We start from the raw sequence: 15,443 nt of genomic DNA, 5'->3' as shown, positions 1-15,443 counted from the left end.
CCAGCCCTCAGTCAGGGTGTCGGCCAAGGCCCTATTCCCCATGCATCCTTCCTTGCTATTCAGTACCCCAGAGCTCAGCCAACCGCCGCAAGCACAGCCAACAAACAGCAAAAACCAGAGCCGGATCATGGATATAGCGTTTACTAACAGATAACATCTTTGTATGGCACACGGGTTGCCCAGCCAAGATGGAGGCAAGAGATGCCTGATATGGCACTTACCTTAGATCCCAATCGCGTTGAATTTGCACCGTCCGGCGTACGCTCTCATCCAGACCTCAACCTGCACAGCGGTCTGCATTATCTGTTCCGCACCACCACACCCCGGGCGTTTGCCATCAGCACGGCAAACAACAAAACGGCTTATACGACCCGCAGCGGCTCAATACACTTTTTGCGTTTCCTGCCCTTTCAATCCGGGAGTACACCATGATGGATCACCTGATGCTGTTTTTGATTGTCGCGGTATTCGCTGTTTTCTATTGGGTTTATTACACCGGTAGCCGCAAGACGTCCGTCACCACCCCGTGGGAGGATCTGCCCAGCCGGGAGCAGTATCTGGCGGCGCATCCGGAAGCCGTCGATGGTGACATCATCTTTTGCATTCATTGCGGCCATCATCAGCAACTGGATGTCGGCCTGGTCTACCAGGCAGATTTCCGGCGTCAGCATATCTGCGCCCGCTGCAAGCAGGCGCTCTTTCGAGACGAGGAGTGAGCAAGATGGATGGATGTGGCCCTGCTGAGCCGGTCATTGGCAACCGATCAGCCGGCACGCTCAGGTGGATGCCGGCATGTTGCTCGCCTGCCAATGCTTGAGCTCTGCCACCGCATCATCAAACTTCCTTGACAGCTCAGCTGGATCGCCGGCACCAGCCTCCAGCTCGGCGCAGCATTCGGCAAATTCTGCCAGCCCGAGTGCCAGGGCACTGCCCTTGAGCTTGTGGGCCAGTCGCTGCCGCTCGATCCCCTCACACTGTCCCAATGCCGCCACCAGGGTCGCCCCTTGTGATTCAAACAATTCGATGAGCTGACGAATACGCTGGCCGCCCAGCAGGGCCAGATCAGCCTCCAGCACAGGATTTGCCACTTTCGCTCCTGGCCGGACGCCAACGGGCGCGCTGGCCGTGGGCTGTGACGCTACCTCTTCCTGGAATTGACGGCCAATGGCGCTGGCCAGTGCCGCCAATCGCACCGGTTTACCGACAAAATCGGCAAAACCTGCCGCCAGACAGAGGCGGATATCTTCGGGATACATCTGGGCCGAAATCGCAATGGCGGGCAAGGCGCGCTTATGCACCTCTTCACTGATGGCAGCCAAGTCCTCGCGCAGGGCAAGACCATCCATATCGGGCAGGTTGATATCCAGCAGCGCCAGATCGAACGCACGCTCGGTCACCCTTGCCAATGCCGTGCGTCCATCCTCTGCCAAAGTGACATGATGGCCGAGGCGTACCAGCATCCCCTGCGCCACCAGACGATTTATCTCATTGTCCTCCACCAGCAGGATCTCCCTGGGCTGACAGAGGTGGAAGGGGTGTGCTTCAACGGGCAGATTTGCGGTAGAACGCTGCAGTGGCAAGCTGAAACTAAAGTGACATCCCTCCCCCGGCCGGCTGACTAACAGCAGTTCTCCCCCCATGGCGGCGACCAGTCTGCGGCTGATGGCAAGCCCGAGCCCGGTTCCGCCCTGATGCCCAATATCACGTTTGCGCTGGCGAAATGCCTCAAACACGGCCTCCTGTTCATCCTGCGAAATGCCTGGCCCGGTGTCGCTCACCACAAACTGGATGCAAGGCTCTGCACAGGGGCCGCCACACTCGAGTGGTTTCACCTCCAGGAGGATCCGCCCCTCATCGGTGAACTTGACCGCGTTGCCCAGCAAGTTGGCGAGCACCTGGCGCAACTTGCCCGCATCCCCCTCCACTACAGGGGGCAACGTCGGCGCAAACACCAGTTCAAGGGTCACCCCTCTCTCCTCGGCCCTTGGCCGAAACAGGGCGCTCAGTTCATCGGCCAGTTGATGCAGTGGAAAGGGTTCCCGGCGTGCCTCCACATGGCCCGCTTCAATCTTGGAGTAGTCGAGGATATCGTTGAGGATCTCCAGCAAGGATTCACCGCTGTGCTCGATGGCCGCCAGGTAGCGCTGCTGTTCCGCACTGAGGCGGGTATCTTCCAGCAAGGTGAGCCCGCCCAGAATGCCGTTCATGGGGGTGCGGATCTCGTGACTCATGGTGGCAAGAAAGACCGACTTGGCGCGGTTGGCCTGCTCCGCCTCTGCGCGTGCCAGACGCTGGTTCTCCACCTCTTCGTTGAGGCGTTCATTGACATGGCTGAGCTGCTCGGTACGTTCCACGACCCGCGACTCCAGCTCCCGCTGATAGCGACCCAGTTCCACCGCATTGTCACGAAACACCTGCAAGGCCCGGCCCAGCTCCGCCAGCTCATCGCGCCCGGCACTGGCGATCGGCTCAAGAGGGGCCAGATCCCCACGCGCCAATCGGCTCATCCCCGCCACCGCCCGTTGCAGCGGCCAGACGATCCGGCCGTAGACCATGCGCCACATCAGCAACATCAGCAGTACCAGCGTGAGCAGACCAATCCCCATCAGCGCCTGCTCCAGCAGCCTGAGACGCTGGCTTAGCGCCTGTTGGCTCTCCCCCAGCGAATCGCGGGCACGGCTTACCAGCTCACCGACCTGCTGGTTGAGACTGTTCATCAGGGCCTCATTGGCACTGGCCAGCACCCGCAGCGCCTCTCCCTTGCCGAGCCAGTCACTGCGCAGTTGCACCAGTTTGTCGCTCTGTGCCAGCACAGTCAGCGCTTGCTCCACCGCCTGCCGGCGGGCCGGATCGGTCACCGCCCCGGCCCGCAGTTGCAAAATGGCCAGCTCCCGCTGCCCCTCTTGCAACAGCGTCTGCAATTGTTCCTGCCGTTCGCTGCGCCACATATCTTCGATACGCTGCTGCTGCATCAGGGTACGGTGACGCAGCTCGGTCATCTGCTCCAGCCAGTCGAGATCCTGCTCCAGCAGACGGTCCAGCGTCCGGGCTGCCTGCCCCCCTTGCTGTTGATAGAGGGAGCCCAATCCCGCCACCATCACGGTTTCGGCGTTCTCCATCTGGCTGCGCGCCAGCTCGGCGATCTGCCCGACAGCCGCCACCAGACGGGCGCGCTGCGCCTCACCCTGCGCCACTAGGGTCAGTCGCTCTCCCACCAGCCAGCCCTGCTGGCCCAGATTGCCGATGATGCTCTGGCTAAGCTGATCGAGGCTTGTTGAATCCTGCCCACGGCCAAGTTGCGCCAGCACTTGCTGCAGCTGCTGTCCCTGCAGGGTGAGCAAGCGTCCCTGATGCTCACGCTCTTGTTCGCTGGCCGCCGTTGCCAGCAGCCGGGAAGAGCTCTGGATCTCGCCACTGAGGCGAGACAGGTTGCGAGCCAGCTCCTGATCAGCCAGCGTCTGCTGCACCCCCTGCTCCAGCTGGCGAAGATGGCTAAGCCCCACCCACCCCAACAGGGAAGCGCTCAGGGTCAGCAGCGCCATCAGGGAGAAAGCCAGCAGCAACTTGCCACCCAGGCCGGAAAAGATTCTCACGGGAAGTCCCTTGGTTGTGGTCGGCTTTGACCGGATAATATGGCCCAACACTTTAACAAAACCCCTGACCATGCGAAGCGTCTATCTCTCCCCGTTGTTGCTGATCTGGTTGCTAATGCTTCCCCGAGCCGCCCTCGCCTTTGAGGTCGATCTCTGGCCCGGCGGCGAATTCAGCGGCCAGCCGGAGCGTCAGCACTGGCCGGAACCCGCCGCCGCAACCAAACCGCTGACCCTCTGTGCCCTCTACCCCCATCTGCGCGACGCCTACTGGCTCTCGGTCAATCAGGGCATGGTGGACGAGGCGAAGCGGCTGGGAGTCAAGTTGCAGATCCACGAAGCGGGGGGCTATGGCGCCCTCGCCGAGCAGCGCCAGCAGTTGCAGCGCTGCGTGCAGGAAGGGAGCGACGCCATTTTGCTCGGCGCGGTGAGCTATCAGGGCTTGCGCGAAGCGATCACAGCCACGCCGCTGCCGGTCTTTGGGCTGGTCAACGATCTGCCCAGCGGTCTGGTGAAGGCCAAAGTCGGCGTCTCCTGGTACCAGATGGGCTGGCAGATAGGCCACTGGCTGGCGCAGCGCCACCCCGCCGGCAGCAAACCGGTCTCGGTTGCCCTCTTCCCCGGCCCGCAGGCGAGCGGCGGCAACAACTTCGTAGAGCCGGGCTTTGCTGATGCCATCAAGGGGAGCGCCATCAAGCTGGTCACCACCGAACGCGGCGACAACAGCCGGGAAATCCAGCGCACTCTGGTACAGCAGACTCTGGCCCGCTATCCCGACCTCGACTATCTGGTGGGGGGCGCCATCGCCGCCGAAGTGGCAATCAACGAGCTGGCGCAGCGCCATCTCGACAGGCCCCGAGTGCTGAGCACCTACTTCAGCCACGGGGTGCAGCGGGGCTTGCGCCGGGGCAAGATCCTGGCCGCAAACAGCGATCAGATGCGGCTGCAGGGGCGCCTTGCGGTGGCTCAGGCGGTCTGCCTGCTGCAACAGCCAGACACCAGTGCCGAACAGTGTCCGCAGGTGATGGGGCCACCCATTCTGACCCTCTCTGCACCGCTGGTCGACCCCGCCGATTCCCTCTCGGATGGCGCTTTTCGTCCCGTCTATCGGGTCGAATAACTGACCATCCCAAATCCGATTAGCACACTCAAGGAGAAGAGATGAACGAGTTACATGCCAGCTGCCTGTGCGGCGCCGTCGCCCTGACCCTGCCGGATCAGTTCGACTATATGGGGAACTGCCACTGCAGCGAATGCCGCAAGTTTTCAGGGGGAGATTACGCCTCTGTCGGCGGACTGGATGGCAACAAGGTCACTATTGTGAAGGGAGAAGAGGCCATCGGCCGCTACCGGAAATCGGCAGAGACCACCCTGGCCTTCTGTCGTCACTGCGGCTCCAGCCTGTTCAGCCAGAAGAGCAGCAGCGGCAAGATCAATCTGCGCCTCGGGGTGCTGGACGATGTGCCGAGCCAGCGCCCCGCGTTTCACATTTTCGTCGGATCCAAAGCCCCTTGGCACCAGATTGGGGATGAGTGCCCGCAATTTGATACCCGCCCACCGGCCTGAGGCTTACAGGGATGGCGGCAGAGGTCAGGCACTGCGGCGGCGCTTGACAGGCCATGGCCATCGCGCCTGACTCAGGGGACTATCTCGCCGGCAAACAGATAGCCTTCACCATGGACGGTGACAAACAGCTGGGGATCCCGGGGATCCGCTTCCATCTTGCCGCGCAGCCGCCGGATCAACACGTCGATGATGCGATCGCTCGGGCCATCGCCGCGATGGCTGATAAGGGTCAGGATCCGCTCCCGACTGAGCACCCGCCCGGCATGGGCGACAAAAGCCACCAGCACTTCATATTCGGCCTTGGTCAGACGCACCGGCACCCCGTCCTTACTGAGCTGGCGACGGGGGATGTCAAAACGCCAGGGGCCGAAGCGCACCGCATCGTCAGCCACCGCAGGCTCGCTCGGCGCGGTGGCAGCCAGCGAGATCCGCCACAGCAGATTCTTGACCCGCACCAGCAGCTCCCGCAGCTCGAACGGCTTGGTGACATAGTCGTCGGCCCCCATCTCGAGGCCGACTATCCGGTCCACCGCATCACTGCGGCCGGTGACCAGAATGATCCCCACCGTGCTGCGCGCCCGCAGTTCACGGGCCAGCAGCAGGCCATCTTCCCCCGGCAGGTTGATATCCAGCATCACCAGATCGACCTCCTGCTGTGCCAGCACGGCGCGCATCTCCTGGCCGTTTTCGACCGCCGTCACCCGATAGCCCTCCCGCTCGAAATAGCCGGTCAGCTTCTCGCGGGTCACCGCATCATCTTCAACAACCAGAATGTGGTAGCGCATGGGCAGGGTTCACGATGGTCGACAAGGGAGGATTATTCTATTCACATTTTGTCATAAATACCCCTATTTCATTAATTTGTGGCGGCAGCCCTGTTCACAACGCCTCCCTATCATGGCCTCCATCAAAAAAGTGATGTGAGAGAGCATGATGAAAAAACTGTGGCACTTCCTGCGCACCCCCAGCCGTCGCTGGTCGGTACTGGCGCTGCTTCTGGTGGGCGTCGGCGTCACCCTCGCGGGCACCGTCGGCCTGCACTATGGCTTTGAGAAAACCAGCAGCCTCGAATTCTGTATCTCCTGCCACTCCATGAAAGACACCGTCTATCCGGAGTACAAGGAGTCCATCCACTTCAAGAATGCCTCCGGGGTACAGGCGGTCTGTACCGACTGTCACCAGCCGAAGGACTTTGTCGGCAAGGTGGCTCGCAAGATGGAGGCGGCCAACGACCTCTATCAGGAGTACATAGGCCACAGCATCGACACCCAGGAGAAGTTCGAGGACCGGCGCCTGCATCTGGCCGAGAAGGTGTGGGCGCGGATGAGCAGCCAGAACTCCAAGACCTGCAAGTCCTGCCACAGCTACGACAACATGGATCACGCCAAACAATCCCCGGCGGCAGCGCTGGCGATGAAAGACGCGGCGGCGAAGAACATGAACTGCATCGAATGCCACAAGGGCATCGCCCACGAACTGCCCAACATGGCGGGCGGCTTCCGTGCCACTTACGCCACCCTGGTCAACGACGCGCAGCAGGCGCCAGCCGCCGAGACCCTCTACAACCTGGGTGAAAAAGATCTCTATGCCAGCGAACAGAGCACCGACCCGGTCGGCAAACTGCTGCCAGCTTCCCGCATCGAGGTGGTGGCCCGCAGCGGCGATCGCCTCAAGGTGACCATCGAAGGGTGGCGCGAGAGCGACGGCAAGGGCCGGGTACTGAGCGAATACATGGGCAAGCGGGTCTTCGTCGCCACCATCCGTGACGAACTGAAAGCAAGCGAGAAAGTACTCAAGCAGGAGACCGACAGCGCCACCCATATCAAGTGGGAACAGGTTCAGGTGCAGGCCTGGGTCGATGGCAAGGGCTTTGAGTCCTCGCTCAAGCCGATCTGGGATTACGCCGGCGAGATGTACAAATCCACCTGCAACTCCTGCCACGGCGCGCCGGATCCCGCTCACTTCACCGCCAACGGCTGGATCTCGGGGCTCAAGGCGATGTCTGCCTACTATCGCCTGAGCAAGGAAGAGGAGCGCACCCTGCTCAAATACCTGCAAAACCATGCCGCCGATACCGGTGGTCAGGGCAGCCACTAAGTCCGGATTCGAAAGAGGAAGAACAAGATGATCAACATTTCCCGTCGTGGTTTTCTGGGTGGCTTGCTGGCCAGCGGTGCCTCTGCCCTGATCGGCCCCTCCCTGCTCGGTCGCGCCGTGATGGCCGCCGAGTCCGGCGAAAAACTGGTGCAGTCCGGCTCCCACTGGGGCGCCTTCCGTGCCCGGGTCGTAGACGGCCGCTGGGTCGAGACCCTGCCGTTCGAGCATGACAAGCACCCCACCGAGATGCTCAAGGCCCTGAGTGAAGTGGTCTACAACCCCTCCCGCATCCGCTATCCCATGGTGCGGCTGGACTGGCTGCGCAAGGGCCACCAGTCCGACACCCGCGAGCGTGGTCAGAACCGCTTCGTGCGGGTGACCTGGTCACAGGCGCTGGACTTCTTCTATCACGAGCTGGAACGGGTGCAGAAAACCCATGGCCCGAGCGCCCTCTATGCCGGTCACTCCGGCTGGCAGTCGGTGGGCAAGCTGCACTCCGCTGGCGCCATGCTGGGGCGCGCCATGAACTTGCACGGCACCTATCTGGCCAAGGCCGGTGACTACTCCACCGGTGCCGCCCAGGTGATCCTGCCCCACGTGGCGGGCGCCATGGAGGTGTATGAACAGCAAACCTCCTGGCCGCTGCTGCTGGAGCACAGCAAGACCATCGTCATCTGGGGTTCTGACCCCATCAAGAACCTGCAGGTGGGCTGGCTAGTGCCGGATCACAGCGTCTACGACTACTGGGCGCAGCTGAAAGAGAAGGTGGCCAAGGGCGAGATCCGGGTCATCAGCGTCGACCCGGTCAAATCCAAGACCCAAAAGTACCTCAATTGCGATCAGGTGACCCTGAATCCGCAGACCGACGTGCCGCTGATGCTGGGCATCGCCCACACCCTCTACAGCGAGAAGCGCCACGACGAGGCGTTTCTGAAGAACTACACCACCGGTTTTGACAAGTTCCTGCCCTACCTGCTGGGCACCAGCGACGGTCAGGTGAAGGATGCCGAGTGGGCGGCCGCCATCTGTGGCGTGCCTGCCGACACCATCCGCGAGCTGGCCCGCACCATGAGCAGCGGCCGTACCCAGCTCATCGGCGGCTGGTGTGTGCAGCGCATGCACCACGGCGAGCAGTACGCCTGGATGCTGGTGGTGCTGGCCTCGATGATTGGTCAGATCGGCCTGCCGGGCGGCGGTTACGGCTTTGGCTGGCACTACAACGGTGCGGGCACCATCACCTCCAGCGGCCCCATCATGTCTGGTTTCAGCTCGGTCATTCCCGGCGTCAAGCCACTCCACGATGGCGACTGGAAGGGTTACTCCAAGTACATTCCGGTGGCCCGTTTCGTCGACTGCATCCTCAACCCAGGCAAACAGATTGCCTTCAACGGCCAGACCATCACCTATCCGGAAATGAAGATGGCGGTGTTCTGCGGCAACAACCCGTTCCACCACCAGCAGGATCGCAACAAGATGGTCGCGGCCTGGCGCAAGCTGGAAACCGTGGTCAGCATCGATCACCAGTGGACCGCCAGCTGCCGCTTCGCCGACATAGTGCTGCCAGCGACCACTACTTATGAGCGCGATGACATCGAGCAGTGGGGCTCACACTCCAACGCCGGCATTCTGGCCATGTACAAGGTGGTGGAGCCGCTGTTCGAGGCACGCGATGACTACGACATCTTCGCCGACCTCTGCCGTCGCTTCGGTCGCGAGGCCGAGTTCACCGGCGGCAAGAGCAAGCTGGAGTGGATCCAGAGCATCTATGACGACGCCCGCCTGCAGGGTCGCGGCATTGGCATCCGTCTGCCCCGTTTCAGCCAGTTCTGGCACGGCGAAGGCTTCGTCACCTTCCCGACGGGCCAGCCCTGGGTGCGCCACGAGTCGTTCCGTCAGGAGCCGGATCTGGAACCGCTCGGCACCCCGTCGGGTCTTATCGAGATCTACTCCAAGACCATCGCCGACTACGGCTATGCGGATTGCCCGGGCCACCCGGTCTGGATCGAACCCTATGAGCGCTCCCACGGCGGGCCGGGCAGCGCGAGTTTCCCGCTGCACCTGCAATCCTGCCACCCGGACAAGCGGCTGCACAGCCAGCTCTGCTCTTCCGACAACTACCGCGCCACTTACACGGTGCAGGGTCGCGAGCCTGTCTATATGAACCCGCAGGATGCCAAATCCCGTGGCCTCAAGGACGGAGATCTGGTGCGGGTGTTCAACGGTCGTGGTCAGGTACTGGCTGGGCTGGTGGTGAGCGATGACTACGCCCCCGGCGTGGTCAGGATCCAGGAAGGGGCCTGGTATGGCCCACAAGAGGGTGGCAAGGTCGGCACCCTCTGTACCTATGGCGATCCCAACGTACTGACCGCCGACATCGGCTCCTCCAGCCTGGCGCAGGCCACCACGGCCCATACCGCGCTGGTGGAGATCGAGAAGTTCCGCGGACAGGCACCTGCCGTCACCGCCTTCGGCACGCCGGAGTCGGCCAAGGGCATCGACCCCATGTTCCCGGCACTCTGACCCAGGGGGGACGAAAGCGCCCCCTTGAGTTTCCTTTATTTTTAAAGTCGTTAGAATCGGGAGCCATCAAGGCTCCCGATTGCCATCCACGGAGGAAAAATGCAGGAATTTATGTCTACCAGCGAACGCAGGGCCGAGCTTTACTGGTGGTTTTCCACCCTGTTCGCCGCCGAACTCAGTGATGAGCAGATCGCCGAATATGACACCTATGATGTGCGCAGCTTTCTGAAAAGCCTCTCTACCCTGGATCCCATGCGTGACGCGGTAGGAGAGCTCAACGAGGCCATTGCCCGTCTGCTGGTGCGCCCGGATCGCCAGCTGGAGCTCGCCGCCGACTTCGCCGGTCTGTTTCTGGTGGATCCCAAGCAGGGCGCCCTGCCCTACGAATCGCTCTACCGTGGCGAGGCCAAGTTGCTGATGCAGGCCCCGATGGCCGAGATGCAGGCCCGCCTCGATCGCCTCGGCATCAATGTCAGCGATAAATACAAAGAGCCTGCGGATCATCTGGCCATCGAGCTGGATCTGATGGGCAATCTCATCATACGCGCCGCCGAAGCGGCCAGTGCCGGGCAGCGTGAACAGTGGCTCAATGAGCAGGAAGAGTTGCTGCACACTCATCTGCTGGTCTGGTTCCCCCATTTCGAGGCCGCCTGCCGCGCCGCCGATCCATTCGGCTTCTATGGCGCCAGCGCCCGCCTGCTGGGGATATTCCTCACCATGGATGCCAACTACCTCAGCTTGGTCAAACCGGCCCGTTCCGCCGACTGAGTCGATGAAAACCGCCCTGTTGCTGATCGCCTGCTGGCTACTGACCCTGATCCCGCAGGATCAGGGTCTGACGCCGCTCTTCAGCCTGCTGTTCCATCCGGACAGAGACTTGTATGGTACGGCACAGCTCACCGGCTTTGGCGGCATATTGCTGACCCTCTACCTCGCCAACCTGGGGGTGGAGGTGGTACTGCGCCGCCGCTTTCAGATAGCCGGCATGCTCACCCTGCTGGTCGCCTGGATAGGTTTTATCAATGCCAGCGGCAGCGAGGCCCACTGGCTCTTGTTACTTGCCCTCTCCCTGCCCTTTCAGGTGCTCGGCCTGCTGGTGCTGGCGCGCGGCATTCAGGCATTCGGCCGCCAAAAGGGCTGAAAAAGCGCCAAAAGTATTACAAATCATGACAGCCGGATCCGCAGATCCCCCGTTATCGCGGGGCTGACGCAACCACCGCCGGTAACATCCGCTTACATTCAGCTCCCATTCAGTTTTGTTGCAACCGTTATAGTGCCGCTCCTTTTCCCACCGATACAGGAGCAACCGCATGCCTCCACAGGACGCACGCATCACGGGTCTCGACCTGTTGCGAGGGCTCGTCATCTTCATGGCCGTCTTCGAACACTACACCGGCTACCTCAACTACTGGTACATCGACTTCTTCAACCGGGAACAGGCCCTGTGGGATAGCTTCTATCTGTCGCACAAGGCCATGGCCGGCCATCTGCTGCCCATGGATCACACCACGGCCCAGGTCTCGGCCTGGCTCATTCCCTGGGTGAGCCAGATCTACCTGGCCCTGGCGGCCTTCAACCTGAGCCGTCGCGATCAGGTCGGTTTCAGACCGCAGCTGGGCGGCAAGCTGGTGCTGTTTGCCAGCATCATTCTGGTGCTCTATGTCGAAGGACTGGTCATAGCCCCCAACTTCGGCGAGGCCATCTCCTTCTATCCGGTCATGCTGTGGATGTGCCTGCTGGCGCTCTTCTCGCTGGTCTACGCCTGGTTCGGCATTCGCGGCATGCTGCTGCTGACCCTGCTCAGCCTGCTGCTGGATCAACTCGGCGTGCAGACCCTGCTCGGCCACATCGACGGCTGGATGAAGCTGCATGTGCACCCCGACTATGAGCTGGATGCCCGCCTCGATCTCTTCATGGCCAGCGGCTGCTTCGGTTTCCTGTATGGCTGGTGCTGGCATCAGCGTCCCCAATGGCGGGATCGTCTCAACGGCCTGGTGCTCACCCTCTCCCTCATAGCCCTCGCCGTTTACCTGGTGTTTGGCGAGAGCAGTTCGGTCGAGCTCAACGACATCTACGCCAACGAGCATGAGCTGGCGATGGACATGACGGGCCGCGCCGGGATCTGGGGCATGGAGTTTCTGGTGATCGGGGTCGTGCTCTGGCTGCATCAGCGCAATATCCGCCTGTGCTGGCGCCCACTCAACTGGATCGGCATGTATTCTCTGACCGTCTTCATCTTTCACAAGAGCATCTTCGTGCACCTGTGGGGCCCCTTGTTGCTGTGGTGGACTGCGCGCCAGGGCACCATATTGCCCAACAGCTTCGGCCTCATCATGGCACTCAGCGCCACCAGCGTGCTGCTCATCTACGCCTTCCAGCGCTCCGGCATCATCTGCCACCTGATGGGCATGCATCAGGACAGAGACTGGGTGCGGCTCTATGGCAAGTAGTCATCGCTGGCTGCTATTGGCCCTTGCCCTGGCGTTACCCCTGTCAGCCAAGGAGCCGGACAACCAGTGGCAAGTTGGCGGCCAGTGGCAGCTAGGCAGCAATCAGGCGGGGGTCAGCGCCGACGCCAGCATGCAGTTCTGGCTCGCCTATGAACGGGAAACCCAGGTCGGCCTGCTCTTCGCCGATGGCCAGAGCGCCGGGCTGGCCTTGCCGCTATATAAAAAGAGCTTCTTTGCGGTCGGCGTCGCTCCCATGCAGGTGGTCGATCGTACTCGCTTCAGCGCGCTCTGGCGCCTCGGCTGGCAGCTGGACGAGGATCATCAGCTGACACTGGGCCAGCTCTATGATGTCACCGGCCGCTATGGCCAGATCTGGTATATGGAGCACAGCCTGCCGCTGCCGGCTGCCCTCTCCCTCAATCTCTGGCTGACACGAGGCAATCAGGCTCACATGACAGCCTATGATGCCGACGCGGGTTGGCGGGACTGGGGGCTCACGCTGGAGCGCAGCTGGGCCTGGCGGCAGTGGCGACTGGGCACTGAGCTGGGGGCCAAACAGTGGCTGATCAAGGAGCACGACTGGCAACCAGTAGTGAATCTGACCCTGAGCTATCGCTTCAGCTGGTAACACACCAGATAGGGGGCAAATGCAACCCCTTCTCTTCCCTCCAAAGCGCTTCATGCCATACTGACAACACTTTAAATGACAATAAAGTCAATTCAGGAGCGTGCGATGGGTGAAGAGACGTTCAACGCCATGCCGGATCCGCCAATAGCGGGACAGCTGAATGTGAACGAGCTGCAACAGCTGTTCGAACTGGCGCCGTTTGGCATAGGTGTATTCGATCGGCACTTTCGCTGCCGTGGCATCAACCAAACGCTCGCCGACCTCAACGGCCTCTCCCGGGAAGATCACTACGGCAAATATCTACGCGAAATCGTGCCCACCCTCGCCCCAGTACTGGAGCCACTCTTTCAGCAGATCATCAGCAGCGGCGTTCCTCAGGTGGAACTGAACCTGAGCGGCCATACGGCTGCGCATCAAGGCCAACTGCGCCACTGGCAGGCCATTTACAGCCCCATGCTGGATGATTGGGGCACGCCCGACGGCATCCTGACCATAGTGCGGGATGTGACGGAACAGGTCGAGGCGCAACAACGGCTGGAGCTGGCCATGAGCGCCGGCCAGGTCGGGGTCTGGGAGTGGCATGTGGTGGAGGACAGGCTGCAATTTGATGGTCAGGTCGAGCGCCTGCTCGGCACGGCTGCCAGCCAGTTCCAGGGCGGCATGGAGCAGTTCATCAAACGCTTCGATCCCGTGTCTGGTGAACAACTCAGACTCGCACTCGATGGCACAGCCCCCATTCACCTGACCCTCAGCTATCTGGGACAAGACCAGTTGCGGGGCTGGGTCGACATCCATGCCGATCACGTGGCAGCAACCGACCATCAGGGGCGCCGCATCACCGGGGTGATCCACGATGCCACCAACCGCTGCAATCAGGAGGACCGGCTGCGCCAGGCCAACGTGGTATTTGAGACTGCCGCCGAAGGCATCATCATCATGGACAGCCAGCGCCAGATCACCTCGGTCAACCCTGCCTTCTGCAACATGACCCAGTACGAGCCGGACGACATAGTGGGCAAATCGCCGGAATCCATTATGCATCCGCGCCGCCACACCGATATCGATTACCCTTGGCACACTCTGCTGCCTGGCAGCCATGCCTGGCACGGGGAGATGATGTGTCTGCGCAAAGATGGTGGCTATTTTACCTCCTGGCAGCATGTCAGTGCCGTTTACGACAGCCGCCACAGCACTACCAACTATGTGATCGCCTTCTCCGATATCAGTGCCATTCGCAAAGCCGAGGCACAACTCAATCACCTCGCCTATCACGATCCCCTGACCGAGCTCGGCAACCGCAATCTGTTGCAGGAGCGGCTCGAACTGGAACTCAAGACCGCACAGCTCAACCGGCAACGGCTCGCCCTGCTGTTCATCGACCTCGACGGGTTCAAACTGATCAACGACAACCTGGGCCATCGGGCCGGGGATCAACTGCTCAAGCTGCTGGCCGAACGAATACGCAGTTGTCTGCGTCACAACGACGTAGCCGCTCGGCTCGGCGGAGATGAATTTCTGGTGCTGATCCCCTACTTCGAACAGCAGGAGGAACTGGAGCGGCTCACCGAGCAGTTGCTGGCCAGGCTGCGTGAGCCGGTTGAGCTGGAGCACGAGCAGGTCGCCGTCTCCGCCAGCATAGGCATAGCCCTCTACCCGGAACACGCCCAGAGCCCGGATGCCCTGATCAGTGCCGCCGACAATGCCATGTACGAGGCCAAGAGTCAGGGTCGCAACGGCTATCTGTTCTACACCCCCTGCATGGCCGAGCAGACCCGGGAGAGGATGAGTATGGAGCAGGGACTGATCAAGGCCATAGAGCAGCATCAGTTTTGTATCCTGTACCAGCCCATGACGGATCTGACCAGCAACCACCTGAGCGGGCTGGAGGCCCTGCTGCGTTGGCAACACCCCAGCGAAGGTATGATAGCCCCCACCCGCTTCATCCCGGTGGCCGAGGAGTGCGGGCTCATCGAGCAGATCGGTGAGTGGGTCATGCGTACCGCCTGCCTGCAGGGGCAAGCGTGGATCGCCGCCGGACTGGCGGTACCACGGCTGTCAGTCAATGTGTCGGTGCGGGAGATGCGCTCGATTGGCTACGTGGAGCGGGTCGCCGCCATCCTGGCGGAAACCGGCTTCCCGCCGGAGCGGCTGGAGATAGAAGTCACCGAGAGCATTATCCAGCGGGTCGATCAGAGCCTGCAGCTGTTCACCCGTCTGAAGGCACTGGGGGTACAGATAGCCATCGATGACTTCGGTACCGGTTTCTCATCCCTGAGCCTGCTGAAAAGCCTGCCCATCGATCGCATCAAGATAGACCGCACCTTCGTGCAGGCCCTGCCGGACGACAAGCACAGCCGGGAGCTATGTCGCACCATCATCAATCTGGCCGACAGCCTGAACATGGCAGTCACCGCCGAGGGGATCGAAACCCAGGCCCAGCGCCAATTTCTGCAATCCCTGCACTGCCAGGAGGGACAGGGCTATCTGTTCAGCCACCCCTTGACTGAACCCCATCTGGCGGCGCAGCTAACTCCCCACAAGGGAGCATGGTGCTGAAGCGGGACCCGCTCGCAGCAACATCTAGACGATACT

General features: G+C 61.6%; 13 protein-coding genes. 11 read left to right on the top strand and 2 right to left on the bottom strand.

The window, feature by feature from the left end:
- Positions 1 to 201 precede the first annotated feature (201 nt).
- Both ACW5XD_RS01125 and ACW5XD_RS01120 read left to right on the top strand, forming a co-directional pair.
- Positions 202 to 432: a hypothetical protein gene (locus ACW5XD_RS01125; RefSeq protein ID WP_456493251.1), complete on the top strand. Its 231-nt coding sequence runs from the start codon at positions 202 to 204 to the stop codon at positions 430 to 432.
- Entirely contained in the window at positions 429 to 716 is a 288-nt protein-coding gene (locus tag ACW5XD_RS01120) for a hypothetical protein (RefSeq protein ID WP_456493250.1), read from the top strand. Before ACW5XD_RS01125 ends, ACW5XD_RS01120 begins: the two co-directional genes overlap by 4 nt.
- Positions 717 to 776: 60 nt before the next feature.
- Here the strand turns inward: ACW5XD_RS01120 and torS are convergent, their stop codons facing one another.
- Positions 777 to 3,593 (bottom strand): TMAO reductase system sensor histidine kinase/response regulator TorS, encoded by a 2,817-nt coding sequence (torS, locus tag ACW5XD_RS01115; protein WP_456493249.1) that lies wholly within the window; start codon positions 3,591 to 3,593, stop codon positions 777 to 779.
- A gap of 70 nt (positions 3,594 to 3,663) precedes the next feature.
- Between torS and torT the strand changes: the two genes are divergently transcribed.
- A complete protein-coding gene (gene torT, locus ACW5XD_RS01110) occupies positions 3,664 to 4,710 on the top strand; it encodes a TMAO reductase system periplasmic protein TorT (protein WP_456493248.1) in 1,047 nt (348 codons plus the stop codon).
- A 41-nt stretch (positions 4,711 to 4,751) separates the two neighbouring features.
- Positions 4,752 to 5,156, top strand: a complete 405-nt coding sequence (locus ACW5XD_RS01105; protein ID WP_456493247.1) for a GFA family protein — start codon at positions 4,752 to 4,754, stop codon at positions 5,154 to 5,156.
- Between the two features lie 71 nt (positions 5,157 to 5,227).
- Here ACW5XD_RS01105 and torR read toward each other — a convergent pair whose 3' ends face one another.
- Complete coding sequence (gene torR, locus ACW5XD_RS01100) at positions 5,228 to 5,941, bottom strand: two-component system response regulator TorR (RefSeq protein WP_456493246.1); 714 nt, start codon at positions 5,939 to 5,941, stop codon at positions 5,228 to 5,230.
- A 145-nt stretch (positions 5,942 to 6,086) separates the two neighbouring features.
- Here torR and torC point away from each other — a divergent pair, with 145 nt between their 5' ends.
- From torC to ACW5XD_RS01065, 7 genes are all read left to right on the top strand, one after another.
- The gene (gene torC, locus ACW5XD_RS01095) at positions 6,087 to 7,253 is read left to right on the top strand and encodes a pentaheme c-type cytochrome TorC (RefSeq protein WP_386913089.1); all 1,167 of its coding nucleotides are present in this window, start codon (positions 6,087 to 6,089) and stop codon (positions 7,251 to 7,253) included.
- A 27-nt stretch (positions 7,254 to 7,280) separates the two neighbouring features.
- The gene (gene torA, locus ACW5XD_RS01090) at positions 7,281 to 9,773 is read left to right on the top strand and encodes a trimethylamine-N-oxide reductase TorA (protein ID WP_456493245.1); all 2,493 of its coding nucleotides are present in this window, start codon (positions 7,281 to 7,283) and stop codon (positions 9,771 to 9,773) included.
- A gap of 99 nt (positions 9,774 to 9,872) precedes the next feature.
- Positions 9,873 to 10,541: a molecular chaperone TorD gene (gene torD, locus ACW5XD_RS01085; protein WP_456493244.1), complete on the top strand. Its 669-nt coding sequence runs from the start codon at positions 9,873 to 9,875 to the stop codon at positions 10,539 to 10,541.
- 4 nt (positions 10,542 to 10,545) lie between these two features.
- Entirely contained in the window at positions 10,546 to 10,914 is a 369-nt protein-coding gene (locus tag ACW5XD_RS01080; protein WP_043140136.1) for a hypothetical protein, read from the top strand.
- 169 nt (positions 10,915 to 11,083) lie between these two features.
- Positions 11,084 to 12,223 (top strand): hypothetical protein, encoded by a 1,140-nt coding sequence (locus ACW5XD_RS01075; RefSeq protein ID WP_456493243.1) that lies wholly within the window; start codon positions 11,084 to 11,086, stop codon positions 12,221 to 12,223.
- Positions 12,213 to 12,851, top strand: a complete 639-nt coding sequence (locus tag ACW5XD_RS01070) for a hypothetical protein (protein ID WP_456493242.1) — start codon at positions 12,213 to 12,215, stop codon at positions 12,849 to 12,851. Before ACW5XD_RS01075 ends, ACW5XD_RS01070 begins: the two co-directional genes overlap by 11 nt.
- A 105-nt stretch (positions 12,852 to 12,956) precedes the next feature.
- Positions 12,957 to 15,407, top strand: a complete 2,451-nt coding sequence (locus ACW5XD_RS01065) for a sensor domain-containing protein (protein ID WP_456493241.1) — start codon at positions 12,957 to 12,959, stop codon at positions 15,405 to 15,407.
- Positions 15,408 to 15,443 lie beyond the last annotated feature (36 nt).

Source organism: Aeromonas enterica, assembly GCF_054052465.1.
Note: the sequence above shows the minus strand (reverse complement) of the source record. Positions and strands in the feature narration are given on the sequence as shown.

Bases quoted from the DNA above. Each gene is read 5' to 3' on its own strand.
- ACW5XD_RS01105 (WP_456493247.1), top strand. From the start codon at position 4,752: ATGAACGAGTTACATGCCAGCTGCCTGTGCGGCGCCGTCGCCCTGACC.
- ACW5XD_RS01120 (WP_456493250.1), top strand. From the start codon at position 429: ATGATGGATCACCTGATGCTGTTTTTGATTGTCGCGGTATTCGCTGTT.
- ACW5XD_RS01075 (WP_456493243.1), top strand. From the start codon at position 11,084: ATGCCTCCACAGGACGCACGCATCACGGGTCTCGACCTGTTGCGAGGG.
- torD (WP_456493244.1), top strand. From the start codon at position 9,873: ATGCAGGAATTTATGTCTACCAGCGAACGCAGGGCCGAGCTTTACTGG.
- torT (WP_456493248.1), top strand. From the start codon at position 3,664: ATGCGAAGCGTCTATCTCTCCCCGTTGTTGCTGATCTGGTTGCTAATG.
- ACW5XD_RS01065 (WP_456493241.1), top strand. From the start codon at position 12,957: ATGGGTGAAGAGACGTTCAACGCCATGCCGGATCCGCCAATAGCGGGA.
- torR (WP_456493246.1), bottom strand. From the start codon at position 5,941: ATGCGCTACCACATTCTGGTTGTTGAAGATGATGCGGTGACCCGCGAG.
- torC (WP_386913089.1), top strand. From the start codon at position 6,087: ATGATGAAAAAACTGTGGCACTTCCTGCGCACCCCCAGCCGTCGCTGG.
- ACW5XD_RS01080 (WP_043140136.1), top strand. From the start codon at position 10,546: ATGAAAACCGCCCTGTTGCTGATCGCCTGCTGGCTACTGACCCTGATC.
- ACW5XD_RS01070 (WP_456493242.1), top strand. From the start codon at position 12,213: ATGGCAAGTAGTCATCGCTGGCTGCTATTGGCCCTTGCCCTGGCGTTA.
- torA (WP_456493245.1), top strand. From the start codon at position 7,281: ATGATCAACATTTCCCGTCGTGGTTTTCTGGGTGGCTTGCTGGCCAGC.
- ACW5XD_RS01125 (WP_456493251.1), top strand. From the start codon at position 202: ATGCCTGATATGGCACTTACCTTAGATCCCAATCGCGTTGAATTTGCA.